Genomic DNA, 24,408 nt, shown 5'->3' on the forward strand with positions numbered 1-24,408 from the left:
CTCTTCGCCCACTGGGCATGGACACCGCGCTTCTGGTGATCAGGATGACAAGAGCCGTGTAACGGGAGACTGTTACGCACGGTTCCGTGGGAGCCCGGGGGTGAAATCCCCCCGGGCGACCCGACCTAGTGCTGGGTCGGACCATGGCGGCGCGGGTGCTGGAATGCCCGAGGTGGCCAGTGGCATGACCTCATGACCATGGATCTGTTCGCCGGCATCTCCGTCCGCGACTACACCGCGGCGGCGGCGTGGTACGAGCGACTCCTCGGCGCCCCGCCTTCGTTCCTGCCCAACGACACCGAGGCGGTGTGGGAGCTTGCCGACCACCGTTACGTGTTCATCGAGGTGCGGCCCGAGCATGCCGGGCACGCCATGCACACCGTCTTCGTCGGCGACTTCGACGCCCGCATCTCCCAGATCGCCGAGCGCGGCCTGGAGCCGGCCGAGCGCGAGACCTACGCCAACGGCGTCCGCCAGGCCACCTTCCGCGACCCGGACGGCAACGAGATCGGAGTCGGCGCGGCGCCGGCCTGATCGAGACGGACGGCAGCCTCCGACCCGGACCGGGTTTGGGATCTCATGCCGATTGCAGCCCAACAGATTCAACAAGAACCGAGGCGTTCGTCGGAAGCGACGGCGCCTTTCGTCATTTCCGGCAGGGCCGGACCCGCATGGCTGAGGTGTGCCCCGCCTGCCTGCGGGTAGTCGCCGCAGTCGGTGCGGCGAAGGCGGGGAGGTCTGGTGGATTCGTACCCTGCCGTGGAGGGCCACGGCTTGATCGGCGACCTGCAGACCGCCGCGCTCGTGAGCAGAGACGGGACGTTGGACTGGTTCTGCGCCCCCCGCTTCGACTCGCCGAGCATCTTCGGTGGCCTGCTCGATCGGCACGAGGGTGGGTACTTCCAAGTTTCGCCCGTTGGGGTCGACTACCGGAGCAAACAGCTGTACGTGCCTGGAACGCCGATCCTGATCACCCGCTTTCTCAGCGCGGACGGCGTGGCTGAACTCGTGGATTTCATGCCTGTCGCGGGAGATCGCGCCACCGACCGGCACCGCCTGGTCCGCGTGATCCGGATCGTTCGCGGCACGATGCGGTTCCGCGTCGAGTGCCAACCCCGGTTCAACTACGGGCGCGATCCGCACGAACTCGACGAGTATCCGGACGGCGTCGTCTACCGCACTCCCAGCCTCACCCTCACCCTGAACCCCATCCGCGATGTCGAGATCGGGGTCGACCCGCACTTCCGGAGCACCAGCGAGGGCGTGTCCATGATCGGCACGTTCCGAGAGGGCGAAATCGGTGGCGTCGTGCTGGAAACAGCGTCGCCTGACCCGCCACGCGTGCTCAGTTCGGGTGAGGTGTGCGAGATGCTCGAGCAGACCCGCGACTTCTGGCGGCGCTGGCTCGACCGCTCCCACTATCGAGGTCGGTGGCGGGAAATGGTCGCGCGGTCCGCGATCACGCTCAAGCTGATGACGTACGCCCCGACCGGCGCGCTGATCGCCGCCCCCACCGCCGGGCTGCCCGAGCAGATCGGCGGCGAGCGCAACTGGGACTACCGCTACACCTGGGTCCGGGACGCGTCCATCTCCGTGCACGCGCTGCTCGGACTGGGCTTCACCGACGAGGCCGGCCGCTATCTGGGTTGGCTCAACGACCGCATCCGCGACTCGGCGGCTGCCGGGATGCCGCTCCAGATCATGTACCGGGTCGACGGCTCACCCGATCTCACCGAGGAGGTGCTCGACCACCTCGAGGGATACCGCGGATCGAGCCCGGTGCGCGTGGGCAACGGCGCGGCCGACCAACTGCAACTCGACGTCTACGGTGAGGTGATGACCGCGCTGCACCTCGCCGACTGCCACGGGTTTCGGGGCTCATACCAGGGGTGGCTGAACGTGCGGCGACAGGCTGACTGGGTCTGCGACCACTGGGACCAACCCGAGGACGGGATCTGGGAGACCCGCGCCGGCCGGCAGGACTTCACCTATGGGCGACTGATGTGCTGGGTGGCACTCGACCGCGTCATCCGACTCGCCCACCGCCGTGGCCTGCCGGCCGACACCACCCGCTGGGCGAGCGCCCGCAACGACATCTACGAACAGATCATGGCGCGCGGCTTCCACTCCGGACGCGGTGCCTTCGTGCAGCACTACGCGACCGACGTCCTGGACGCGGCGCTGCTCACCATGCCCGGCGTCGGATTCGTGTCGCCGACCGACCCGATGTGGCAGTCGACCCTGCGGGCCATGGACGCCGAGCTCGTCTCCGACAGCCTCGTCTACCGGTACGAGCCGGCCGCCTCACCCGACGGCCTGCGCGGCAGCGAGGGCACCTTCAGCATGTGCACGTTCTGGTACGTCCAGGCGCTCGCGCAGTCCGGTCGGCTCGACGAAGCCCGACTGATCTTCGAGAAGATGCTCACGTACAGCAGCGACCTCGGCCTCTACTCGGAGGAGATCGCACCCACCGGCGAGCAGGTCGGCAACTTCCCGCAGGCGTTCAGCCACCTCTCGCTGATCAGCACCGCCGTCAACCTCGACCAACTCCTCGACGGCCGCCCCTGACGAGGAACGCGCTGGATCGGGAGCTGATCGCGGTCCAGGGCGTTCCTCGTACCCGCCCGACGGGCGTCAGCGCGGACGGCGGCTCTTGGGCAGGTCGAACTGGTCGGCCGCCCGGCAGTCCTTCGGCCCGCCGACGGCGTCCTTTCCGATCCGGTCGAGGGCCTGACGGGCCCGGTACCGGCCCAGGTTCCAGGCGTACCAGGGGTCGGGCTCGGCCAGGTCGTCGTCGATCCAGCTCAGCGTGCACCGACGTACCGGGTCCGGCAGCCGGGTCAGGGCCGGCGTGGCGTCGGCGGAGAGCGCTCGCAGATACCAGGCGTCGATCTTGCCGGTCTGCTTGTACCGGGCGATGTTGCGCCCGGCGGCGTAGTCCTCCGGGTTGAGCACGGCCAGGCTGAGCAGCATCACCACGGCCAGTCCCACGGTCGCGCCGGGGATCCACCGGCCCTGCCACCGGATCCCGGCGGCCAGGATCATCAGGAAGACCGCCCCGAGCAGCAGCTCGAACGCCATCACGAAGATCCGCTCGCCGGTGAAGCTGTAGACCTTCTGGTACGTGTACATGCGCGACAGCGCCGAGACCACGATCACCACGCTGAGCGCGCTGAGCAGGCCGAGCAGGACGCGCAGCGCGGTGCGCTCGACGTGGCGTTCCCGGCTGGCCCAGCGGCTCACCGCACCGAGCACCGCCAGGGTCAGCAGGGTGACGAAGAGCAGCTGCCAGAAGCCGCTGCGGGCGTACTCGGAGTAGCTGAGGCCGGCGACCTTCTGGACGTGCTGCTGGCCGCCGAAGAGCACGGTGAACTGCACGACGACGAAGCCGCCGAAGAGCAGCGTCAGCGCGCCGATGGCCGGGGCCCACTCCAGCAGGCCGAGGTTGCGGCTGCTCGGCTTGTCCACGGTGGAGAGGTCCGGCGGGGCGGCCAGCGTGTAGACGGCGGCGACGGCGATCAGCGCGCCCACCACGGCCAGGAAGATCCAGCGGAACACCGTGCCAAGGTCGGTCTTGGGGACGATCGCGCCGAGAACCTCGGAGAACGCCGCGTCGGCCGAGGAGAGCAGGGAGCCGAAGACCAGCAGCACCACCACGGTCGCGACGACCGAACCGGTGACCCGGCGGACCATGCCCGTGTCGGGGGAGGCCGTGATGTGCCGGCGTACCCAGGGCAGGCCGCGGAGCGCCGCGAACGGCGCGGCGACCAGGCTGAACAGGATCGAGCGGACCAGCCGGCCGCCCACGATGGCCAGCGTCGCGCAGCCGAGCGCGCCGAGGACGCAGAACGTCACCAGCCACCAGGCGTTGCGGAAGGCGAGGACGGACAGCAGCGCCAGGGCCGCCACCGCCCAGCCGCCGCGGACCAGGCGCTCGGTGCGGGGCAGTTCGGCCGTGCCCCGCCGGACCGCGACGACCACACCGGCGGTCAGCACGAGCCAGCCGAGGAACCAGCCGATGCCGGTCCGGCTCAGCGGGACGAAGAACGCGATCCCGAGCGCGCCGGCGAGCACGGCCAGCGGGGTGGCCCGGCCGGTGGCCTGCCGCGGCCCCGGCCATCTGGCGCCGAGGAACGAGGTCCGGGGCACCGGGGGGCGGGGCGTCCAGCCCGTGCCCGGCTGCGGCGGGAAGGTCGCCCAGGGCGGGGCCGGCTGCGCGGCGTACGGCGGCATCGCGACCCCGGGGGCGGCGGTCGGCTGCGGCGCGGTCCCGCCCGGGACGGGACGCTGCTGCGGCACGGTCGGCGCCGCCGCGGGTTGCGCCGCCCCGGCGGGCGCGGTCGCGGGCGAGGCCGGGGTGGCGGAGGTCTCCTCGGCGGTCGGTGGGGCGTCGCCCGATCCTGTCGTCGACGTGGCGGCGCTCGGCTGCGCGAACATAGCGGCGGTGGGCGTGGAGCCCTCGGCGACGCGCGGGGCCGGGGCGGCCGGTCCCTCGCCCGCGGGGGCCGGGACCAGCGGCACGAAGAAGGCGTACCCGCGGGTGCCGGCCGGGACGGTGACCGGGATGGCCCAGGCGGGCTGGCCCTCCTGACCGGGCCACACCAGCCCGGGCGGTGACCCGTCGGCGGTGGGCATGACGAGCAGGTACGGCGTGGCGTCGGCGGGTGCGTCGCCACCCGTCGGTCCGGCCGCGGCGGCGGTCCGGGGGGAATCTGGCGCCGGGGACGGCTCGGACACGGGACGCTCCTTGATCACGGGGTGTCGTCACTGTAGGGCCAGACCGGTGCCGCGCGCCGCCCCGCGATCGGAGCGTCGGATCACCCGTTCGGTCGACCCGGCCCGCGCGGTGTGGGAAGGAGGGCCCGGTGGGCGCTGTGGCGCCCGGCACGTCCGGGCAACCGTCGAACCATTGCCGCTCCCCGCCCGTACCTCTGCCCGGGAGGTCGATCAGATGGCCGTACGCCGAATGCTCGCCGCCGTCGCGGTCGCCGCCGCGACTCTGCTGCTCACCGCCGCGCCCGCCGCCGCGCACGGCGCACCGACCAACCCGCTCAGCCGGGCGGCGGCCTGCGGCCCGGAGGGTGGGCAGGCGGCGAAGCCGGCCTGCCGCGCGGCGATCGCGGCCGGCGCCGCGGTGCGGGAGTGGGACAACATCCGGGTCGCCCGGATCGACGGCCGGGACCGGGAGCGGATCCCCGACGGTGAGCTGTGCAGCGGCGGGCTGTCCGCGTACCGGGGGCTGGACCTGCCGCGCACCGACTGGCCGGCGACGACGCTGACCTCCGGTGGTCGGTACACCTTCCGGTACCGGACCACGATCCCGCACAAGGGCACGTTCCGGCTCTACGCCACCACCGCCTCCTACGACCCGAGCCGGCGGCTGACCTGGGCCGACCTCGACCGGCGGCCGTTCCTGACGGTCACCGACCCGCCGCTGCGGGACGGCGCGTACCAGATGCCAGGGCGGCTGCCGTCCGGCCGCAGCGGCCGGCACCTGATCTACATCATCTGGCAGAACTCCAACACCCAGGACACCTACTACTCCTGCTCCGACGTGCTGTTCCGGTCGCCCCCCGGCGCCGCGTCCGGTGCCCGTGGCGGCCCGTCGGCCAGCCCGGCCGCCGCCGGCCGGTCAGCTCCGCGTACCGCCTCACCGGCCCCACCGGCCGCCGCGCCGGGCGACCCGGCGCGCGTTCCCGCGGCGCAGGCCGGGGTGCCAGTGGCCTCGGTGACCGCGCTCGGCGGCCTCCGCTGGCCGCTGGTGGCCGGCGCCGCCGCAGTGGTCACCGTGCTGCTGGCCACCACCGTCGCGATGCGGCTGCGCCGGGCCGGCAGCGTGCCGGTGGGCCGGGCCTGCGAGGTACGCAACCACCGCGCCGGCCGCCGCCGGATCTGGTGAGCCGGCGCGGTCCGGGAGCAGCCAGAAGTCCCGCCCGGTCCGACCACGTGGGTCAGCCCAGGTGGTGGTCGATCTCGGCCAACTCCTCGGCGGTGAAGTCGAGGTTGTCCAGCGCGGCCACGTTCCCCTCCAACTGGGCCACGCTGCTCGCGCCGATGATCAGGCTGGTCATCCGCGGGTCGCGCAGCGCCCAGGCCAGCGCCAGCTGGGCCAGCGACTGGCCGCGCCGCTCGGCGATCGCGCCGAGCGCCCGGATGGTGGCCATCTTCTCCGCGCTGAGGTCGCTCTCGTTGAGGAAGACGCTGGTGCGTACCCGGGAGTCCTCGGGAATGCCGCCCAGGTAGCGGTCGGTGAGCAGGCCCTGGGCGAGCGGGCTGTACGCGATGCAGCCCGCGCCCACCTTCTCCAACGTGTCGAGCAGGCCGTCGTCCTCAATCCACCGGTTGAGCATCGAGTACGACGGCTGGTTGATCACCAGCGGCGTACCCAGGTCGCGCAGGATCGCTGCGGCCCGGGCGGTCTGCTCGGAGTTGTAGTTGGAAACGCCGACATAGAGGGCCTTGCCGGCGCGGACGACGGCGTCGAGCGCGCCCATCGTCTCCTCCAGCGGGGTGTCCGGATCGAAGCGGTGGGAGTAGAAGACGTCGACGTAGTCCAGCCCCATGCGGCGCAGCGACTGGTCGAGCGAGGAGATCAGGTACTTGCGGGAGCCCCACTCGCCGTACGGGCCGGGCCACATCAGATGGCCGGCCTTGCTGGAGACGACCAGCTCGTCCCGGTACGGCTTCAGGTCGGTGGCGAGCAGCCGGCCGAAGTTCTCCTCCGCCGAGCCGGGCGGCGGGCCATAGTTGTTGGCCAGGTCGAAGTGGGTGATTCCCAGGTCGAAGGCGCGCCGGACGATGTCCCGCTGCCGCGCGAACGGCCGGTCCGGCCCGAAGTTGTGCCACAGCCCGAGCGAGATGGCGGGCAGCCGGAGCCCGCTGCGTCCGCTGCGCCGGTAGGTCATGGTGTCGTAGCGCTCATCGGCGGCAAGGTAGGTCACGTCCAAGACCCTAGTGCCGCCCGACCGGCTCCACGCTCGAAGGCCCTGGCGCGGCGGGGCGGGCCGGGCGCCGGAACCGGCATGCCGACCCGCCCTGCGGGGTAGCTTCGAGGCCATGCGCTTCGTCCAGCTCGACACCCCCAAGCCCATCTCCAAGATTGGCCTCGGCACCTGGCAGTTCGGGTCGAAGGAGTGGGGCTACGGCCCCGACTACGAGCGCCGGGCGGCGGACATCGTCCGGCGGGCGCTCGACCTCGGGGTCACCCTCTTCGACACCGCCGAGCTGTACGGCTTCGGCCGCAGCGAGCGGATCCTCGGCGCGGCGCTCGGCGACGACGCGGCCAAGGTCGTGGTGGCCAGCAAGATCTTCCCGGTGCTGCCGATCGCCCCGGTGGTGCAGCAGCGCGCGGTCGCCTCCGCCGCCCGCCTCGGAGTCAGCAGCATCGACCTCTACCAGGTGCACCAGCCCAACCCGGTGGTCGCCGACACCACCACCATGCGTGGCATGCGCGCCCTCCAGGACGTCGGCCTGGTCGGCGAGGTCGGGGTCAGCAACTACAACCTGCGCCGCTGGCGGTTCGCCGAGGCCGCGCTGGGCCGCCGGGTGCTGACCAACCAGGTCCGCTACAGCATGGTCGACCGCGGCCCCGAGGAGGACCTGATCCCGTACGCGGAGCAGGCCGGCCGGATCGTCATCGCGTACAGCCCCCTCGCGCAGGGCTTCCTCTCCGGCCGGTACGACGCGCAGAACCCGCCCAGCGGGGCGGTGCGCCGGGCCAACCCGTACTTCCTGCCGGAGAACCTGGACCGCGGCACCGCGCTGATCGCCACCCTGCGCGAGGTGGCCGACGCCCACGACGCCACCCCCACCCAGATCGCCCTGGCCTACCTGCTGCGCCACCCGAACGTGGTGGCCATCCCCGGCGCGTCCAGCGTGGAGCAGATGGAACGCAACGCGGCCGCCGCCGAGATCGACCTGACCGACGGCGAGTACGCCGCCCTGGCCACCGAGGCCCGACAGTTCCGCCCGATCACCGGCCTGGCCGCGCTGCCGAAGCTGGTCCGCGCCCGTACCGGAAGGTGACCACCATGGACGACATCACCGCCCTCATCCTCGACGACCACGCCGCCTTCCGGCGCGGCTTCGCCCGGCTCGACGACGCCCGGGACGACGCCGAGCTGCTGGCCATCTGGGACGCGCTCGCTTTGCACCTGGACATCCACGCCGAGGCGGAGGAGGCGATCCTCTACCCGCACCTGGTGAAGCACGGCGACGACGGCGAGGACGAGACCGAGGACGCCGTCGGCGACCACAACAAGATCCGGGACGCGATCGCCGAGTCGAAGCTGCACCCGGTCGGCTCGGACGAGTGGTGGGCCGCCGTGTGGCAGGCCCGCCGGGAGAACAGCGAGCACCTGGCCGAGGAGGAGGACGAGGCGCTGCCCGACTTCCGCCGGCACGCCGGCGCCGAGCTGCGGGCGGAGCTGGGGTCGCGCTGGCTGAAGTTCTACGGCGAGCACAAGAACGGCCGCGACCTGCGGTTTCAGGACAAGGACCCGCAGAAGTACGTCGACGAGCACCGCTGACGGCTCCTACCCGCGCGCACTGCCGGCGGCCGGTCCCGGGCCGAGGGTGAGGGCGGTGGGGTCCCCCGGTGCGGCGGAAACCGGGGGATCCCCGCCGGACCGCGCTAGCGTTGCTCGGGTGACTGCGCCCAACCAGGTTTCCCCGTTCCCGCCCGCCGACCTGCCCGGCACGCTCGGCGAGCTGCGGGCGGCCGGCCACCACTACCGCACGGTCAAGCAGGAGATCCGCGACAACCTCCTCGCCCGGATGCGCTCCGGAGAGGACCGCTTCCCCGGCATCGTCGGGTACGAGGACACGGTGCTGCCGGAGGTCGAGCGGGCCCTGCTTGCCGGCCACGACATGGTGCTGCTCGGCGAGCGCGGCCAGGGCAAGACCCGGCTGATCCGCTCGCTCGGCGCCCTGCTCGACGAGTGGACCCCCGTCATCCCCGGCTCGGTGCTCAACGAGCACCCGCTGCACCCGCTCACTCCGGCCTCCCGCGCGCTGGTCGCCGAGGCCGGCGACGAGCTGCCGATCGGCTGGCTGCACCGGGCGATGCGGTACGGCGAGAAGCTGGCCACCCCGGACACCAGCGTCGGCGACCTGATCGGCGACGTCGATCCGATCCGGATCGCCCAGGGGCGTACCCTCGGCGACCCGGAGACCATCCACTTCGGCCTGGTGCCCCGCACCAACCGGGGCATCTTCGCCGTCAACGAGCTGCCCGACCTGGCCGAACGCATCCAGGTGGCGCTGCTCAACGTGCTGGAGGAGCGGGACATCCAGGTCCGCGGCTACCAGCTGCGGCTGCCGCTGGACCTGCTCCTGGTGGCCAGCGCCAACCCGGAGGACTACACCAACCGGGGCCGGATCATCAGCCCGCTCAAGGACCGCTTCGGCGCGGAGATCCGGACCCACTACCCGGTCGACCTCGACCTGGAGCTGGCACTGATCCGGCAGGAGGCCGACCTGGTCGCCGACGTGCCGGAACACGTGTTGGAGGTGCTGGCCCGCTTCGCCCGCGCGGTGCGTGAGTCGCCGTCGGTGGATCCGCGTTCCGGCGTCTCCGCCCGGTTCGCGATCGCCGCCGCCGAGACGGTCGCCGCCGCCGCGCTGCGCCGTGCCGGCCTGCTCGCCGGTGTCGCCGCGTCGGCGGCCGCCGGCTCCGCGTCCGGTGCCGGCGACCCGGCGGTACGCCCCGAGACCCCGGTGGCCCGGGTCGGTGACGCGGTGTCGGTGACCTCCACCCTGCGCGGCAAGGTCGAGTTCGAGAGCGGTGAGGAGGGGCGGGAGATCGAGGTCCTCGCTCACCTGCTGCGGACGGCGACCGCCGAGACGTTCCGGGACCGGCTGGCCGGGCTGGACCTCTCCGGGTTCACGGGGCTGGTCGCCGAGGGCGCGGTGATCGAGACCGGGGAGCTGGTCTCCTCTGCCGCGCTGCTGCGCCAGGTCGGGCCGGTGCCCGGGCTGGCCAAGGTCCTCGACCGGCTCGGGCTGGGTGACGCGCCCACCCCGGAGGAGGCCGCCGCCGGGATCGAGTTCGTTCTGGAGGGGCTGCACCTGACGCGCCGGCTCGGCAAGGACGTCACCGAGTCGGGGCGCACCGTCTACGGCGGTCGGGGCTGACCATGGCCGGCAACCGGTTCCGGTACGGCCAGTGGCGGGGCGGGCCCGACCCGCTCGCCCCGCCGTACGACGTGCGTGCCGCGGTGGACGCGGTCGGCGCGGAGGTGCTCAACGGCGGCAGTCTCCGGGAGGCGCTGCGTGATCTGCTGCGCCACGGCCCGCAGGGGCGGGGCGGCCTGGAGGACGTGGCCGCCCGGGCCCGGCGGCTGCGCCGGGAGGCGCTGCGCCGGGGTGACCTGGACGGGGCGGTCACCCGTGCCCGGGCGCTGCTCGACCAGGCCCTGGCCGCCGAGCGGGACGAGCTGCGCGGCCGGGACGGCGACGACGCCCGCTTCGCCGAGGCGGTGCTGGACAACCTGCCCCGCTCGACCGCCCGCGCGGTCGAGGAGCTCGCCGGGTACGAGTGGGCCAGCGACGAGGCCCGGCAGACGTACCAGCGGATCCTCGACGGGCTCCGCGGCGAGGTGCTGGAACAGCGCTTCGCCGGGCTGCGGGCCGCGGCGCGGGCCGCCGCCGACCCGGCCGCCCAGCGGCAGCTCGCCGAGATGATGCGGGACCTCAACGACCTGCTGGCCCGGCACGCCCGCGCCGAGGACACCACCGACGCGTTCGCCGAGTTCATGCGCCGGCACGGCGGGTTCTTCCCGGAGCAGCCGAAGGACGTCGACGAGCTGGTCGACGTGCTGGCCCGCCGGTCGGCGGCCGGCGAGCGGCTGATGCGGTCGCTGTCCGACCGGCAGCGGGAGGAGCTGGCCGGGCTGATGCGCCAGTCGCTCGGCGAGCAGTTGGCCGTCGAGCTGTCCCAGCTCGACGACCACCTGCGGGCGCTGCGCCCGGACCTGAACTGGCGGCGCGGGGAGCGGGTCCGCGGCGACCAGCCGCTCGGCTACGGCGAGGCGACCGGGGCGCTCGGCGAGATCGCCGAGCTGGACGAGCTGCTGGACCAGCTCGACCAGGAGCAGGCGGGCGCCACCCTGGACGACGTGGACGTCGACGCGGTGGCCCGGACGCTGGGGCGGGACGCCGCCGACGACGTACGCCGGCTGCGGGAGCTGGAGCGGGAGCTGCGCCGGCAGGGCTGGGTGAGCCGGGACGCGGACGGGCTGACGCTGAGCCCGAAGGCGCTGCGCCGGCTCGCCGGCACGGCGCTGCGCCGGGTCTTCGCCGACCTGACCGCCGGGCCGCGCGGTCAGCACGACCTGCGCTCGGCGGGTGCCGCGGGCGAGGTCAGCGGGGCGTCCCGGCAGTGGGAGTACGGCGACGAGCAGCCCCTCGACGTGGTGCGCACCCTCACCCGCGCGGTACGCCGGACCGGGCCCACGGTCCCGGTGCAGCTCGACGTGTCCGACTTCGAGGTGGTGGAGACCGAGCGGCGGGCGTCAGCGGCGGTGGCGCTCTGCGTCGACCTGTCGTACTCGATGATCTCGCAGGGGCGCTGGGGGCCGATGAAGCAGACGGCGCTCGCGCTGTCGCACCTGGTGGCGACCCGGTTCCCGCAGGACGCCCTGCAGATCGTCGGTTTCGGCCGGGAGGCGTTGCCGCTGACCCAGCAGGAGTTGGCGGCGGTGGAACCGGACATGGAGCAGGGCACCAACCTGCAGCACGCCCTCCGGCTGGCCGGCCGGCACCTGCGCCGGCACCCGGGCGCGGAGCCGGTGGTCCTGGTGGTCACCGACGGCGAGCCGACCGCCCACCTCGACCCGGACGACGGGGAGGCGCTGTTCCACTGGCCGCCGCTGCCGGAGACCATCGAGGCGACCATCCGCGAGGTGGACAAGCTCACCCGCTACGGCGCCACGCTCAACCTGTTCATGCTCGGCGACGACCCCGGCCTGCGCCGCTTCGTCGACGCCGTGGCCCGCCGCTCCAAGGGCCGCATGTTCACCCCCGACCTCGACGACCTAGGCGAGTACGTGGTCAGCGACTACCTCCGCGCCCGCCACGGCCGCCGCTGACCCCACTCTCCCCACTCTCCCCACTCTCCCGCCCCGTCGATCATGGAGTTGTGGTCGTGGACGAATCCCCTCATCCGGGTGAAACGGGCGCCATAACGCCATGATCGACGGGCGGCGGCGGGGTTGACTGCGGGGGTGGAGAGCGGGGGATTGCGGCGGGTCTATGACGAGCTGCTCGCGGAGGTGGACGCGGGCGGGTTCGGGGCGCCGCCGGAGGGGGAGCTGAGCGCGGAGCAGATCCTTGCGCACCTTGCCGCCAACGACGAGCTGATGAGCGAGGCGACCGAGGCGGTGCTGGCCGGGTCGCCGTTCGCCTACTACGACCTGGAGACCATCCACCGGCCGCAGCTGGACGCGCTGGTCTCCGCGTGCGGCGGGCTGGACGGGCTGGCCACCCTGCTCCGAGCCACCAGCCAGAAGCTCTGCGTGCTCGCCGACCGCCTCAACCCGGCGGCCGCTGCCACCCCGGTCGACACCCACTTGCGCGAGGGCTTCGACCTGACCGTCAGCGAGCCGATGCCCTGGGGCCGCACCCTCGACCTGCACAGTCGCGTCCACCTCCCGATGCACCTCGCCCAACTCCGCGTGCTGCGGGACGGCGCGACCCGCGCACCCGCGGCCGGGTCGTGAGCCGCCCGGCCTGGTGAAGCCCGCCCGCTGGCCCCACCGGTCGGCGTTCGACACCGCCGGACCGGGCCTGCTGCGGCACCGGCTCCGGGTGGCCGCGCCGCTGATCGCCCAGTGCGCGCTGATGGCCGGCCTCGCGTGGTGGATCTCCCAGTCGCTCTTCGGCCACGCGACCCCGATCTTCGCCGCCACCGTCGCGCTGATCTGCCTGACCGCCGGCATGGGCGGCCGGGGGCGGCAGGCCGTCGACCTGTTCGTCGGGGTGTTGGCCGGGGTCCTGGTCGGGGAGGGCGTGAGAGCGCTGCGCACCGGCAACACGTTCTGGCTCATCGTGCCGGCGATCGCGCTGGCCATGGCGATGGCCGCGCTCATCGACCCCCGGCCGTTGACATACATCCAGGCCGGCACAGCCGTGCTGATCGTGGTGACGGTGGGGGCGTCGAGCTCCCCGGTGGACTACCTGGTGGACGCCGCCGTCGGCGGTCTGGTCGGGCTCCTCGGCAGCCAGGTGCTGTTCACCCCGGACCCGCTGAAGCTGGTCGAGACACCCGTCCGGGAAATCCTGAGCGACACGGCGGACGCGCTGCGTACCGGGGCCGAGGCGCTGCGCCGGGGCTCGGTGGCGCAGGCGCGCGACGCCTGCGAACACGCCCGGGACGCGCACGCCCGGCTCGGGGAGCTGTCCGGGGCCCGCGCCGCGGCCCGGCGGGTCACCGGTCGCACCGTACGAGGCCGGCGGCGGGTGGCCCGGCTGCGGCGGGCCGACCGTCCGCTCGACGACGTCGACGTGCTGGTCGCCGCCGTCCTGCTGCTCTGCGACGACGTGCAGACCCGACTCGTCCGGGCTGGGTCGCCAGCGTCCGACCCCCTGCCGGCCCGGCTGACCGGGCTGGCCGACGGGGTGGCCGAACTGGCCGCCCGGCCGCTACCGGCCATGGCGCCTGCGATGACCGCCCCTCCCGACCGCCTCCGCCGATCCGCCGACCTCACGCCGCCCACCCAGGATGTCCCGGCCACCGACGTCCACCTCCACGACGCCCGCACCGCTCTCCACCGCCTCCAATCGCCCCCTGACCACTAACCCCCTTCCCCGCACCCGCACCCACACCGCGTCGATCTTGCAGTTGGCGCCCGATAAAAGCCGCGAACAGGGCATCGGAGGGGCCCCAACTGCAAGATCGCGGGAGCGGGGAGCGGGTCAGGGAGTGTGGCGGAAGGTGCGGCGGTACGCCGACGGGGCGACGCCGACGCGGTGGTGGAAGTGCTGGCGCAGGGCGGAGGTGGTGCCGAAGCCGGCGTGGCGGGCGACCTGGTCGACGGTCAGGTCGGTGGTCTCCAGCAGCAGCCGGGCGTGTTCGGTGCGCTGCCGCAGCAGCCACTGCGCCGGGCTGAGCCCGGTCTCGGAGCGGAAGTGCCGGGTGAAGGTGCGTACGCTCATCCGGGCGTGCTCCGCCAGGTCGCGCAGCGCGACCGGCTCGTGCAGCCGTTGCCGGGCCCACTCCCGGGTTGCCGCGGTGCCGGTCTCCGCCGTCCGGGGGACCGGGCGCTCGATGTACTGGGCCTGGCCGCCGTCCCGCCACGGCGGCACCACGCAGCGCCGGGCCGACCGGTTGGCGACCTCGCTGCCGTGGTCGGTGCGGATGACGTGCAGGCAGAGGTCGATGCCGGCGGCCACCCCGGCGGAGGTGAGCACCCCGTCGTCGATGAAGAGCACCTCCGGGTCCAGGTCGACGTCGGGGTGCAGCTGGCGGAACAGGTTGGCGTACGCCCAGTGGGTGGTGGCCCGGCGGCCGTCGAGGAGCCCGGCGGCGGCCAGCACGAACGCCCCGGTGCAGATTGACATGATCCGGGCGCCCCGCTGGTGGGCCGCCCGGAGCGCCGCCGCGACGGCCGGGTCGAGCGTGCCGTCGGTCATTGGGGGGCCGCCGTGGATGCCGGGGACGATCACCGTGTCGGCGGTCTCGACCAGTTCCAGCCCGTGGTCGGGGAGCACCTGGAAGCCGGCGGTGCTGCGCACCGGACGTCTGCCCTGGGTGCAGGTGTCGACGGTGTAGAGCTGCGCCAGGTCGTCGGTGCGGGCGGTGCCGAAGACCTGGGACGGGGTGCCGAGGTCGAGGCCGACGACTTGGTCGATGGCGAGCACCGCGACCCGGTGCGGGGCGAAGGTCATGGCCCGATTATTGCGCATGATGGCTTTCCGGCCACTCGTCGTGCCGGCCGCCGTCGCCGAGACTCGTACCGTGACCCGATACCGCCGTCTCCACCCGGCCTGGTCCGTCGCCGCCGTCGCCTTCGTGGCGCTGGTCGGCGCAGCCGGCTTCCGCGCCACGCCCGGGGTGCTGCTGCACCCGCTGCACGCCGAGTTCCGCTGGCCGCTGGCGACCATCTCCGCCGCCGTCTCGGTCAACCTCATGCTGTACGGGCTGACCGCGCCCTTCGCCGCCGCGTTGATGGACCGCTTCGGCATCCGCCGGGTGGTGGCCGGCGCGCTGGTGCTGGTGGCCCTCGGCAGCGGGCTGACCGTCTTCATGACCGCGAGCTGGCAGCTGATCCTCTGTTGGGGCGTGCTCGTCGGGCTGGGCACCGGGTCGATGGCGCTGGCGTTCGTGGCGACCGTCACCGGGCGCTGGTTCGTCCACCGGCGGGGTCTGGTGACCGGGGTGCTGACCGCGGGCGGGGCCGCCGGCCAGCTGGTCTTCCTGCCGCTGGTCGCCGTGCTGGTCCGCGACCACGGCTGGCGGGTGGCGGCCCTCGTCGTCGCCGGGGCCGCGCTGGCGGTCGTACCGCTGGTGGTCTGGTTGCTGCGGGAGCACCCGGCGGACCTCGGCCTGCCCGCCTACGGCGCGACCGAGGTGGTGCCCCCGACGCCGCCGGTCGGCGGCGCGGCGTCCCGGGCGGTCGGCGCGCTGGCCCAGGCGGCGCGGACCCGGCCGTTCTGGCTGCTCGCCGGCGGCTTCGCGATCTGCGGCGCGACCACCAACGGCCTGGTCGGCACCCACTTCGTGCCGGCCGCGCACGACCACGGCATGCCGGAGACCACCGCGGCCGGGCTGCTCGCCCTGGTCGGGCTCTTCGACATCGTCGGCACGGTGGCCTCCGGCTGGCTCACCGACCGGATGGACAGCCGGCTGCTGCTCGGCGTCTACTACGCGCTGCGCGGTGGGTCGCTGCTGGTGCTGCCCGCCCTCTTCGCCGGTACGGCCGAGCCGAGCATGCTGGTCTTCATCGTCTTCTACGGCCTGGACTGGGTGGCCACCGTGCCGCCGACGGTGGCGCTGTGCCGGGAGTACTTCGGCGCCTCCGGCGCGGTGGTCTTCGGCTGGGTCTTCGCCGCCCACCAGGTCGGCGCGGCGATCGCCGCCACCGGCGCCGGGCTGGTTCGCGACCGGCTCGGCGACTACGCCCTGGCCTGGTACGTCGCCGGGGCGCTGTCGATCGGCGCGGCGGGCCTGTCCCTGCTGCTGCGCCGTCGCCGGGAACCGGTGCCGGTCGCGCTGCCCGTGCCGGCGGGCGGCCGCGCGTGGAGCTTCCGGGGCTGAGGCCACCTCGCCGACCCGGCGGTATCCGTGGCCGCCGGATACCGCCAGGTCGGGACGTCGCGGAAGGCGGCTCAGCCCACCGCCCACTGCTGCTCGGGCGCGCCCGAGCAGGGGGCCTGTTCGAGCTGGTCACCGGCCTCGGTGCCGGCGTCGACGACCTGGGCGCACTTGCCGCTGTGCACGGCGACCAGCAGCACCGGGCCGGCGCCGGTCGGGGTCAGCCGCCACTGCTGGTTGGGTTGGCCGTTGCAGGACCACTGCTGCACGTCCACGCCGTCGTCGGTGCGCTGCCCGTCGACGTCCAGGCACTTGCCGCTGGCCGTGTTGGTCAGGGTGAACACGTCGGCGGCGACGGCGGTGGCCACCCACTGCTGCTCGGGTCCGCCGGTGCAGTCGGCGAGTTGCGCGTCCGCGCCCTCGGGGTCCTCGCCGGTCACCCCGACGCAGAGCCCGGAGGCGGCGGCCCGGAACACCTTCGGCCCGGCCGCCGGTGCCGGCGGAGTGGTCGGCGCGGCGGTGGGCGACGGCGCGGCCGGGGTGGTCGGCGCGGCGTTGGTGGTGGGCGCCGCCACGCTCGGCCCGTCGGCCGGCGGGGTGGGCGCGGCCGCCGCGGGCAGCACCGGCTCGTCGTCGCCGCCACCGAGCACCCCGGTGGCGAAGAACACCCCGAGCAGTACGCCCACCAGCGCCACGCCCAGCGCGAGCCGCATCAGCGGGTCCCGCGGCAGGCCGGGGCGGGCCGTGCGAGGGGCGCCGTACACGGTGCCCGGCGGATCGGTGTGTGGGTCGGACATGGAGGCATCCTGACCCACCGCGACAGCCGATGGCCAGTCGCCCCGGCGTCGGGGTGGCTCAGTCGACGACCCGGACGTCCTTCCAGAAGGCCACCCGGTCGCGGACCATCGCCGCCTCCGGCTTGGGCTCCGGGTAGTACCAGACGGCGTCGGCGCTGGTCTTCCCGTCGTTTTCCAGGCTGTAGTACGACGCGGTGCCCTTCCACGGGCAGACGGTGTGCGTGGCGGAGTCACGGATCAGGTCGTCGCGCAGCGCCGCGCGGGGAAAGTAGTGGTTGCCCTCGACCACCACGGTGTCGTCACTCTCGGCGACGATCAGGTCGTTCCAGACGGCTTTCGGCATGCCCCCACGCTATGCCGCCCACCCGGCGGCGGCCCGGGCGGCCTCGGCGTCCGGCATGGACAACGCGAAATGGCCACCGTGGACATCCCACGGATCTGGTGGGTGAGGCGTAATGTGATCGCATGCGCGCGGAGCGTGTGGATCATCCGATTGACCATGATCATGCGGTGGACACGCTGCGGCGGTCGTACGCCGCGGTGCCACCCGGCGAGCCCGTACGGCTGGCCAAGCGCACCTCGAACCTGTTCCGGCCCCGATCCGCGCCCCGGACCCCGGGGCTGGACGTCAGCGGCCTGAACGGTGTGCTCGCCGTCGACCCGGCCGCCCGTACGGCCGACGTGCAGGGCATGTGCACCTACGAGGACCTGGTCGACGCGACCCTGCCGCACGGGCTGATGCCGCTGGTCGTGCCGCAGTTGCGCACGATCACCCTGGGCGGCGCGGTGACCGGGCTGGGCATCGAGTCCACCTCCTTCCGGAACGGGCTGCCGCACGAGTCGGTGCGGGAGATGGACCTCCTCACCGGGGCGGGCGAAATCCTCACCGTCCGGCCCGACGGCGAGCACGCCGACCTGTTCCGGGCCTTCCCGAACTCCCTGGGCAGCCTCGGCTACGCCACCCGGCTGCGCATCGAGCTGCAACCGGTACGGCGGTACGTGGCGCTGCGCAACATCCGGTTCAACCGGCTGGAGGAGCTGACCGACGCGATCGGCGACGTGGTCGCCAAGGGCGAGTGGGCGGGCGAGCCGGTCGACGCGATGGACGGGGTGATGTTCAGCCCCGGCGAGGCGTACCTGGTGCTCGGGACGTTCACCGACGACGTGGAGCGGCCCAGCGACTACACCGGCCAGGACATCTACTACCGCTCGCTGCGCCGGCGCACCCGGGACGCCCTCACCACGTACGACTATCTCTGGCGCTGGGACACCGACTGGTTCTGGTGCTCGGCGGCGTTCGGGGTGCAGCACCCGGTGGTCCGCCGGTTCTGGCCGGCCCGGTACCGGCGCAGCGACTTCTACCACCGGCTGGTCCGGCTGGAGCACCGGCACCAGGTGGCGGCCCGGATCGACCGGTGGCGCGGCCAGCCGGCCCGGGAGCGGGTGGTGCAGGACGTGGAGATCCCGCTCGACGGCACCGCCGACTTTCTGCGCTGGTTCGCCAGCGAGGTGCGGATGACGCCGGTCTGGCTCTGCCCGCTGCGGTTGCGGGAGCCGGCCGGTCCGGGATCCGCCCGGGCCTGGCCGCTGTATCCCCTCCAACCGGGCGAAACCTATGTGAACATCGGCTTCTGGGGAAGCGTGCCGATCGCTCAGGGCGCCGCCGACGGCGACGTCAACCGGGCGATCGAGCGTGCGGTGTCGGAGGCGGGCGGGCACAAGTCGCTCTACTCCGACGCGTACTACGACCGCGCGGCGTTCGACCGGCTCTACGGCGGCGAGAGCTGGCGCGCGGTGAAGGACCGTTACGACCCGGACCACCGGCTCACCGGACTCTACGAGAAGGCGGTAGCACGGCAATGAGCCTGATCGACCATGAACAGGGGGCGGCGAGCGCCCCGTCCGGGCCGCCGGCGGGAGGCCGACGCACGGGCCCGACCGTGGCGGACGTGGTCCGCGCGGTCACCACCGGCGCGCTGCCGGTCCGCGTCACCGGGTACGACGGCAGCGCCGTCGGCCCCGCCGACGCCGGGATGACCCTGTCGATCCGTTCCGAGCGGGGCCTGTCGTATCTGTTGACCGCGCCCGGCGACCTGGGGATGGCCCGGGCGTACGTCAGCGGCGACCTGGGGCTGGACGGCGTCCACCCGGGCGACCCGTACGAGGCGCTGCGGGTGCTCAAGGACGAGATGCCGCTGCGGTTGCCGCCGGTGGCGGAGGCGCTGTCCCTGGTCCGGGGGCTCGGCTGGGAGCGGCTGATGCCGCCGCCGCCCCCGCCGCAGGAGGCGTTGCCGCGCTGGAAGCGGGTGGTGAACGGGTTGCGGCACTCCCGCACCCGGGACAGCACCGCGATCTCGCACCACTACGACGTCTCGAACGCCTTCTACGAGAAGGTGCTCGGCCCGTCGATGGCGTACACCTGTGCGGTCTTCCGCAGTCCGGACGACACGCTGGAGCAGGCGCAGAGGGCGAAGTACGACCTGGTCGCCGGCAAGCTGGCGCTGAAGCCGGGGATGCGGCTGCTCGACGTCGGCTGCGGCTGGGGCGGCATGGTCCGGCACGCGGCCCGGGAGTACGGCGTGAAGGCGCTCGGGGTGACCCTGTCGAGGGCGCAGGCGCAGTGGGCGCAGGCGGCGATCGAGCGGGAGGGGCTGGGTGAGCTGGCCCAGGTGCGGCACCTGGACTACCGGGACGCGCCGCGGGAGCAGTTCGACGCGATCTCCTCGATCGGGCTGACCGAGCACATCGGAGTGCGCAACTATCCGGCCTATTTCGGCGCGCTGCGAAACCGGCTGCGGCCGGGGGGTCGGCTGCTCAACCACTGCATCACCCGGGCGGACAACCGGGCCCCGCACCGCTCCGGCGCGTTCATCGACCGGTACGTCTTCCCGGACGGTGAGCTGGCCGGGCCGGGCCGGCTGGTCAGCGAGATCCACGACGCCGGGCTGGAGGTGCACCACGAGGAGAACCTGCGCCAGCACTACGCGCTGACCCTGGCGGGCTGGTGCCGCAACCTGGTGGAGCACTGGGATTTCTGCGTCGACGAGGTGGGGCCGGGCACGGCCCGGGTGTGGGGCCTGTACATGGCGGGCTCGCGGATGGGCTTCGAGCGCAACGGCATCCAGCTGCACCAGGTTCTCGCGACCCGCAACGGCCCGGACGGGGTGAACGGCTACCCGCTGCGTCCGGACTGGACGCCGTGACGACCTGATCGAGAAGGACGGCCGCGCGGCCGTCCTTCTCGTCTTTCCTATTGACAAAGAAGTTTTGTACGTACAAACTGATTTTGCCATGAGAGACGTCCTGTACCTGGAAGAGCGCGAGCAGGCCGAGATCCTGCTCAAGCCGCAGCGCATCGAGGTGCTGCGGCAGCTCGCCGAGCCGCGCACCTGCACCGAGGTCGCCGCCCTGCTCGACCAGACCCCGCAACGGGTCTACTACCACGTCAAGCAGCTCGCGGCGGCCGGCCTGGTCGAGCAGGTCTCGACCCGCAAGGTGCGCGGCATCACCGAGGGCATCTACCAGGCCGCCGCCCGGTCGTACTGGCTCTCGCCGCGGCTGGTCGGCCGGATCGGCGGCCTGCGCCGCGCCCGGGACGAGCTGAGCCTGGGCTACCTGCTCGACCTGATGGAGGAGGTCCAGGCCGACGTCGCGGCGCTCGACCGCACCGCGCCCGAGCTGCCGTCGATCGGCGTCTCCGGCGAGATCCGGGTGCCGGCCGAGCGGCGCCAGGAGTTCCTGCACGACCTGCAGTCGACGCTGCGGGACCTGTTCACGCGCTACGGGGGCGCCGAGGGAGACGCCTTCAAGCTCGCCGTGGCCTGCTACCCGAAAGGCGACAACAATGAGTGACCTGCTGACCGTCCGGGCCCGCCTCGCCGCGCCGGCCGAAGCCGTCCGCCACGCCCTGACCGACCCGGCCGAGCTGCGCGTCTGGCTGGCCGAGCACGCCGAGGTCGAGCTGCCCCGGCGGTACGCGTTCTGGGGCCGCTTCACCCCGGAGGGCGAGAAGCCGCAGCAGCGGCTGCTCCACGCCGACGAGCAGATACTGCGCTTCGCCTGGCCGCTCGACGGCGTGGAGACCACCACCGAGCTCGAGCTGACGCCGGAGGGGAAGGCCACCGTCCTCACCCTGCGGCAGAGCCACTTCGACTTCGCCGAGGCGATGAGCGGCAGCAGCATCCGCGGCGTCCTCCAGACCTACTGGGCCCTGGCGATCGCCAACCTGGCCGCCCACCTGGAGGGCCGGCCGCTGCTGCCCCGGACCGACTTCACCTCCGCCGACCTGCGCGGCGAGCTGACCATCGCCGCGTCTATGGACCGGGTGTGGCAGTCGCTGACCGACTCCGAGCAGGCCAGCGCCTGGTTCGGGTACCCGATCGGCATCGAGCCCTGGGTCGGCGGCCGGTACGCCATGGGCGGCTTCGAGTCCGGGCACGCCGCCAAGGTGGTCGACCTGGAGCCGGGCCGGAAGCTGTCCGTCGACTGGGGACCGGTCGGCGTCACCACCTGGGAGCTGGCCGAGTCCGACGGGAAGACCAAGCTGACCTTCGTGCAGAGCGGCTTCGACGAGGGCAACCCGCCGTACGCGGCGTGGAGCGGGTCGGTCGCCGGGCTGGCCGAGCTGCGCCGCTACCACGAAATGGCGGACTGGCAGCCGATCTGGCTCTCCGTGGAGATGCCGACGGCCGACGCGACCAGCTGACTACGGATCAGAAGGTCAGGGCTCCGAATCCCTTCGGGCACACAAGATCAAGAGGCGTTTGACTTGCCAAAATGGGGGTCAGACGCCTCTTGTTGTTCGCCTCCATGGCCACCGTGGTGCTCGAGTGGCGCTCCTACGACGAGCGTGCCCCACGTCCTGGCTCTTCCGCCTCGGTCCGTGCGAGTACGGCCTCATTCGATCAACGGCGCGTCGTCTTGGTCGACGGCTGTCCTACCGCGAGCCTCGTCCTACGTGGAGCATCGACACGCCGCCACCGCCCATGCCGCCTCACCTGCGACGACAGGATGAAAAGGGCTCACTGTGGGGCGAGTGGCGGCGATAGCTGAGGCGCGATATGGCGGATCGTCGGCCCGCTCGGGTCGTGATAGTCAAGGACAATGTCCGGCTGATCGTCGGCATCCGGGTACCCGTCGCTCGCCTGTTGGTACGAGATGTCCGTTGCGGGCCCGGTTGGGGCATCCGTGGTCACGCGAATATTGATGCGGCAAACCTCGTCGTCGCTCACCGCGCACGCCCCACCTGTGATCACCACGACCGTCAAGTCACTCCGCTCGGGGTCAGCTGACGGCAGGCGGGCGAGCCTCGGGAGGGTCGGTCTGGAGACCAGGCAGCGGCAGGTCCGGCCACGCGCATGCAGCGCGCGGGCCAGGTGCCCAACGAAGGTGACCTGCGAGTCGGGGCAGACTACGGCCACCGACAAGGCTTTGCCGTCCGCCGCCGCCACGATCACGTCAGCAACGGTCGCGAGCACCACACGCTCGCGTGCCATCGCGGACAGCTCAAGCACCATAACGCCCCTTCGGCCCGGGCTGACCAGCACCAGCTCCGATAACGCAGTCACCAGCCCTGGGACTGCCTGATCCAGGCGTTGCCGCCCGACATCCGACCACCGCCCTGGCCGACCTCCATCCCCGCTACCAACGCAGGCGGAACGACCGCGGCTGCCGTTACATCGATCTGCGCCCATGTCGTCAACCGGTGGGTCACGTGCAAGCTCTACGCAGGCTTGAGGCTCGATAGCCGGCAGCCGCGCACCTGCTGCTCAATCCCTCGGCGGTCACGGCCGGCAACTACTGGTAGTAGCGGTGCCCGGCCCAGCCGACCCCCGTCCCAGCGCGCCACCGATCGACGCCGAGACGTCAACAGCATTGCTGCCGGCGACCAGGGCGGGATTATCCCGGACAAGACCTCTGCGAACCTCGGAACAGGGTCAGGCAGGCGTAGCCGGTTGGCACATCAACTCACCCGTGGCCGGATCCTGGCACAGGTAGCGATCACCCTCGTGCATCCATCCCCACAACCCCTCGCGGAACAGAGGCTGCCCACAGTGCCGGCACGTCGCAGCGCTTCGCTGCTCGGGCACCGGCGGTGGCACCTGGTCCACCCCACCGGACGCGGTGTTCGTCATGGTCTCCCCCTGCTGTGCGTTCACCCGGCTCATGTCGCCTCGGGACCCTGACCTGCCGGCCGCGAGCCCGCTTGTCGACGCCATACCCGGACACGAAACGATCCATACGACAAGGCGAGAATCCTTGCCGACCTGTTACTCCTCGCCTTGACAGCCTGTAAGGGCGTCCGTCCCGGGCATGCCCCGCCTGGGCAGTCCTCGCTCCGGCGCCGGCCCCGCGCTCGGAACCGCCGACCCACACCTACGTGCCGTCGGGGAGATAGAGGCGGAATCCCCAGAAGACGCGGTAGCGCGTGTCGCTTTTCGGCAGTGGATTGCCTCTGATCGATCGGGGGTACGTGCGTCCAAGCCACACGACGGGGGTGGCAGGAGAGAGGTCGACCAATGAGGACCGGGACGATCAGACGAGGGGCGATCGCGTTGGCGGCGGCCGCGCTCCTGACCGGCTGTGGGGGAAGTGGCAACGGTGGAGGCGAGCCGGAGTCGACAGGTCCCACCCACAACGGCGTTTCTGGGCTCGCCCCGAACGAGATTCTGCAGCGGTCGACGACGGCGTTGAAGAACGCGAAGTCGTACCGCATCAAGGGCAATATCAACACCGACGATGGCACGAAGATGGGGCTCGACTTGCGTCTGGTCGGCTCCGACCTGGGCGGCCTGTTGTCGGTCGACGGCACGAGCGTGGAGATGCTGTCGGTCGGGGGCCAGCAGTACATCAGGCCGGACGCGAAGTTCTGGCAGCAAAACGCCGACAGCCCAGATGCCGCGGAGAACATCGTCAAGCTGATGGGCGACAAATGGGCCAAGGTGCCGTCCGGGAACAAGGACTTCGCCGACATGTTCGGCGTGGCCAGCGTCGACAAACTGCTCAAGCCCGACGGCTCCCTGACGAAGGGTGAGACCCAGGACATTGACGGCGTCAAGACCATCGGCCTCGTCGACGGCTCCGCGAAGGGCGGGACGATCTACATCGCGACCACCGGTGAGCCGTACCCGATCAGGTTGCAGAGCAAGGACGCCACCGAGGGTCAAATCACCTTCAGCGACTTCGGTGCCACCTTCGATGACGTGCAGGCGCCGCCGGAGGCGCAGGTTGTGGACTTGGAGAAGCTGAAGCGCAAGTGACGGCACCACCGGCGGTGGGCGGCGCGATCGGTGACGGTGCCAAGGGCCCCTGAAACCTCCTCGTCTAATGGAGCCACAGGATGCGTGCACACCACGATCG

Annotated in this window: 21 protein-coding genes; 15 read left to right on the forward strand and 6 right to left on the reverse strand. The window is 72.5% G+C overall.

Annotation, left to right across the window (positions count from 1 at the left end):
* Window positions 1-192 precede the first annotated feature (192 nt).
* A complete protein-coding gene (locus SLP03_RS19010) occupies window positions 193-534 on the forward strand; it encodes a VOC family protein (protein ID WP_319461948.1) in 342 nt (113 codons plus the stop codon).
* Window positions 535-741: 207 nt separating this feature from the next.
* Complete coding sequence (locus tag SLP03_RS19015; RefSeq protein WP_319461949.1) at window positions 742-2,568, forward strand: glycoside hydrolase family 15 protein; 1,827 nt, start codon at window positions 742-744, stop codon at window positions 2,566-2,568.
* A gap of 66 nt (window positions 2,569-2,634) precedes the next feature.
* On the opposite strand, the gene SLP03_RS19020 is transcribed toward SLP03_RS19015, so the two are convergent.
* Window positions 2,635-4,737 carry a DUF4153 domain-containing protein gene (locus tag SLP03_RS19020; protein ID WP_319461950.1) on the reverse strand — a complete coding sequence of 701 codons (2,103 nt, stop codon included), beginning with the start codon at window positions 4,735-4,737 and terminating at the stop codon, window positions 2,635-2,637.
* A 214-nt stretch (window positions 4,738-4,951) separates the two neighbouring features.
* Here SLP03_RS19020 and SLP03_RS19025 point away from each other — a divergent pair, with 214 nt between their 5' ends.
* On the forward strand, window positions 4,952-5,899 hold the full coding sequence (locus tag SLP03_RS19025) for a lytic polysaccharide monooxygenase (protein WP_319461951.1): 948 nt from the start codon (window positions 4,952-4,954) through the stop codon (window positions 5,897-5,899).
* A gap of 52 nt (window positions 5,900-5,951) precedes the next feature.
* Here the strand turns inward: SLP03_RS19025 and mgrA are convergent, their stop codons facing one another.
* Window positions 5,952-6,947 carry an L-glyceraldehyde 3-phosphate reductase gene (mgrA, locus tag SLP03_RS19030; RefSeq protein WP_319461952.1) on the reverse strand — a complete coding sequence of 332 codons (996 nt, stop codon included), beginning with the start codon at window positions 6,945-6,947 and terminating at the stop codon, window positions 5,952-5,954.
* Between the two features lie 109 nt (window positions 6,948-7,056).
* On the opposite strand from mgrA, the gene SLP03_RS19035 reads away from it, so the two are divergent.
* From SLP03_RS19035 to SLP03_RS19060, 6 genes are all read left to right on the forward strand, one after another.
* Window positions 7,057-8,025: an aldo/keto reductase gene (locus tag SLP03_RS19035; RefSeq protein WP_319461953.1), complete on the forward strand. Its 969-nt coding sequence runs from the start codon at window positions 7,057-7,059 to the stop codon at window positions 8,023-8,025.
* Window positions 8,026-8,030: 5 nt separating this feature from the next.
* Window positions 8,031-8,528, forward strand: coding sequence for a hemerythrin domain-containing protein (locus SLP03_RS19040; RefSeq protein WP_319461954.1), 498 nt, complete (start codon window positions 8,031-8,033; stop codon window positions 8,526-8,528).
* 118 nt (window positions 8,529-8,646) lie between these two features.
* Window positions 8,647-10,134, forward strand: a complete 1,488-nt coding sequence (locus tag SLP03_RS19045; RefSeq protein ID WP_319461955.1) for a sigma 54-interacting transcriptional regulator — start codon at window positions 8,647-8,649, stop codon at window positions 10,132-10,134.
* 2 nt (window positions 10,135-10,136) lie between these two features.
* Window positions 10,137-12,089: a vWA domain-containing protein gene (locus SLP03_RS19050; RefSeq protein ID WP_319461956.1), complete on the forward strand. Its 1,953-nt coding sequence runs from the start codon at window positions 10,137-10,139 to the stop codon at window positions 12,087-12,089.
* A 135-nt stretch (window positions 12,090-12,224) separates the two neighbouring features.
* A complete protein-coding gene (locus SLP03_RS19055; protein ID WP_319461957.1) occupies window positions 12,225-12,719 on the forward strand; it encodes a hypothetical protein in 495 nt (164 codons plus the stop codon).
* A gap of 13 nt (window positions 12,720-12,732) precedes the next feature.
* Complete coding sequence (locus SLP03_RS19060; RefSeq protein WP_319461958.1) at window positions 12,733-13,797, forward strand: FUSC family protein; 1,065 nt, start codon at window positions 12,733-12,735, stop codon at window positions 13,795-13,797.
* A 117-nt stretch (window positions 13,798-13,914) separates the two neighbouring features.
* Here the strand turns inward: SLP03_RS19060 and SLP03_RS19065 are convergent, their stop codons facing one another.
* Entirely contained in the window at window positions 13,915-14,886 is a 972-nt protein-coding gene (locus SLP03_RS19065; RefSeq protein WP_413644554.1) for a GlxA family transcriptional regulator, read from the reverse strand.
* A gap of 70 nt (window positions 14,887-14,956) precedes the next feature.
* On the opposite strand from SLP03_RS19065, the gene SLP03_RS19070 reads away from it, so the two are divergent.
* Entirely contained in the window at window positions 14,957-16,255 is a 1,299-nt protein-coding gene (locus SLP03_RS19070; protein WP_319461960.1) for an MFS transporter, read from the forward strand.
* A gap of 71 nt (window positions 16,256-16,326) precedes the next feature.
* Here the strand turns inward: SLP03_RS19070 and SLP03_RS19075 are convergent, their stop codons facing one another.
* Window positions 16,327-17,049 carry an RICIN domain-containing protein gene (locus tag SLP03_RS19075; protein ID WP_319461961.1) on the reverse strand — a complete coding sequence of 241 codons (723 nt, stop codon included), beginning with the start codon at window positions 17,047-17,049 and terminating at the stop codon, window positions 16,327-16,329.
* Between the two features lie 58 nt (window positions 17,050-17,107).
* Window positions 17,108-17,392 carry a DUF427 domain-containing protein gene (locus SLP03_RS19080; RefSeq protein WP_319461962.1) on the reverse strand — a complete coding sequence of 95 codons (285 nt, stop codon included), beginning with the start codon at window positions 17,390-17,392 and terminating at the stop codon, window positions 17,108-17,110.
* Window positions 17,393-17,514: 122 nt separating this feature from the next.
* Here SLP03_RS19080 and SLP03_RS19085 point away from each other — a divergent pair, with 122 nt between their 5' ends.
* From SLP03_RS19085 to SLP03_RS19100, 4 genes are all read left to right on the forward strand, one after another.
* Window positions 17,515-18,912, forward strand: coding sequence for an FAD-binding oxidoreductase (locus SLP03_RS19085; protein WP_319461963.1), 1,398 nt, complete (start codon window positions 17,515-17,517; stop codon window positions 18,910-18,912).
* Complete coding sequence (locus tag SLP03_RS19090) at window positions 18,909-20,252, forward strand: class I SAM-dependent methyltransferase (RefSeq protein ID WP_319461964.1); 1,344 nt, start codon at window positions 18,909-18,911, stop codon at window positions 20,250-20,252. The genes SLP03_RS19085 and SLP03_RS19090 overlap by 4 nt, the downstream gene beginning before the upstream one ends.
* Window positions 20,253-20,340: 88 nt before the next feature.
* On the forward strand, window positions 20,341-20,901 hold the full coding sequence (locus SLP03_RS19095; protein ID WP_319461965.1) for a helix-turn-helix domain-containing protein: 561 nt from the start codon (window positions 20,341-20,343) through the stop codon (window positions 20,899-20,901).
* Window positions 20,894-21,754, forward strand: coding sequence for an SRPBCC domain-containing protein (locus SLP03_RS19100; protein ID WP_319461966.1), 861 nt, complete (start codon window positions 20,894-20,896; stop codon window positions 21,752-21,754). Before SLP03_RS19095 ends, SLP03_RS19100 begins: the two co-directional genes overlap by 8 nt.
* Window positions 21,755-22,070: 316 nt before the next feature.
* Here SLP03_RS19100 and SLP03_RS19105 read toward each other — a convergent pair whose 3' ends face one another.
* Entirely contained in the window at window positions 22,071-22,565 is a 495-nt protein-coding gene (locus SLP03_RS19105; RefSeq protein WP_319461967.1) for a hypothetical protein, read from the reverse strand.
* A 1,002-nt stretch (window positions 22,566-23,567) separates the two neighbouring features.
* Here SLP03_RS19105 and SLP03_RS19110 point away from each other — a divergent pair.
* A complete protein-coding gene (locus SLP03_RS19110; RefSeq protein WP_319461968.1) occupies window positions 23,568-24,308 on the forward strand; it encodes a hypothetical protein in 741 nt (246 codons plus the stop codon).
* Window positions 24,309-24,408: the final 100 nt, after the last annotated feature.

The sequence above is a fragment of the Micromonospora sp. RTP1Z1 genome (assembly GCF_033804685.1).
In the GTDB taxonomy this organism is placed as follows: domain Bacteria; phylum Actinomycetota; class Actinomycetes; order Mycobacteriales; family Micromonosporaceae; genus Micromonospora.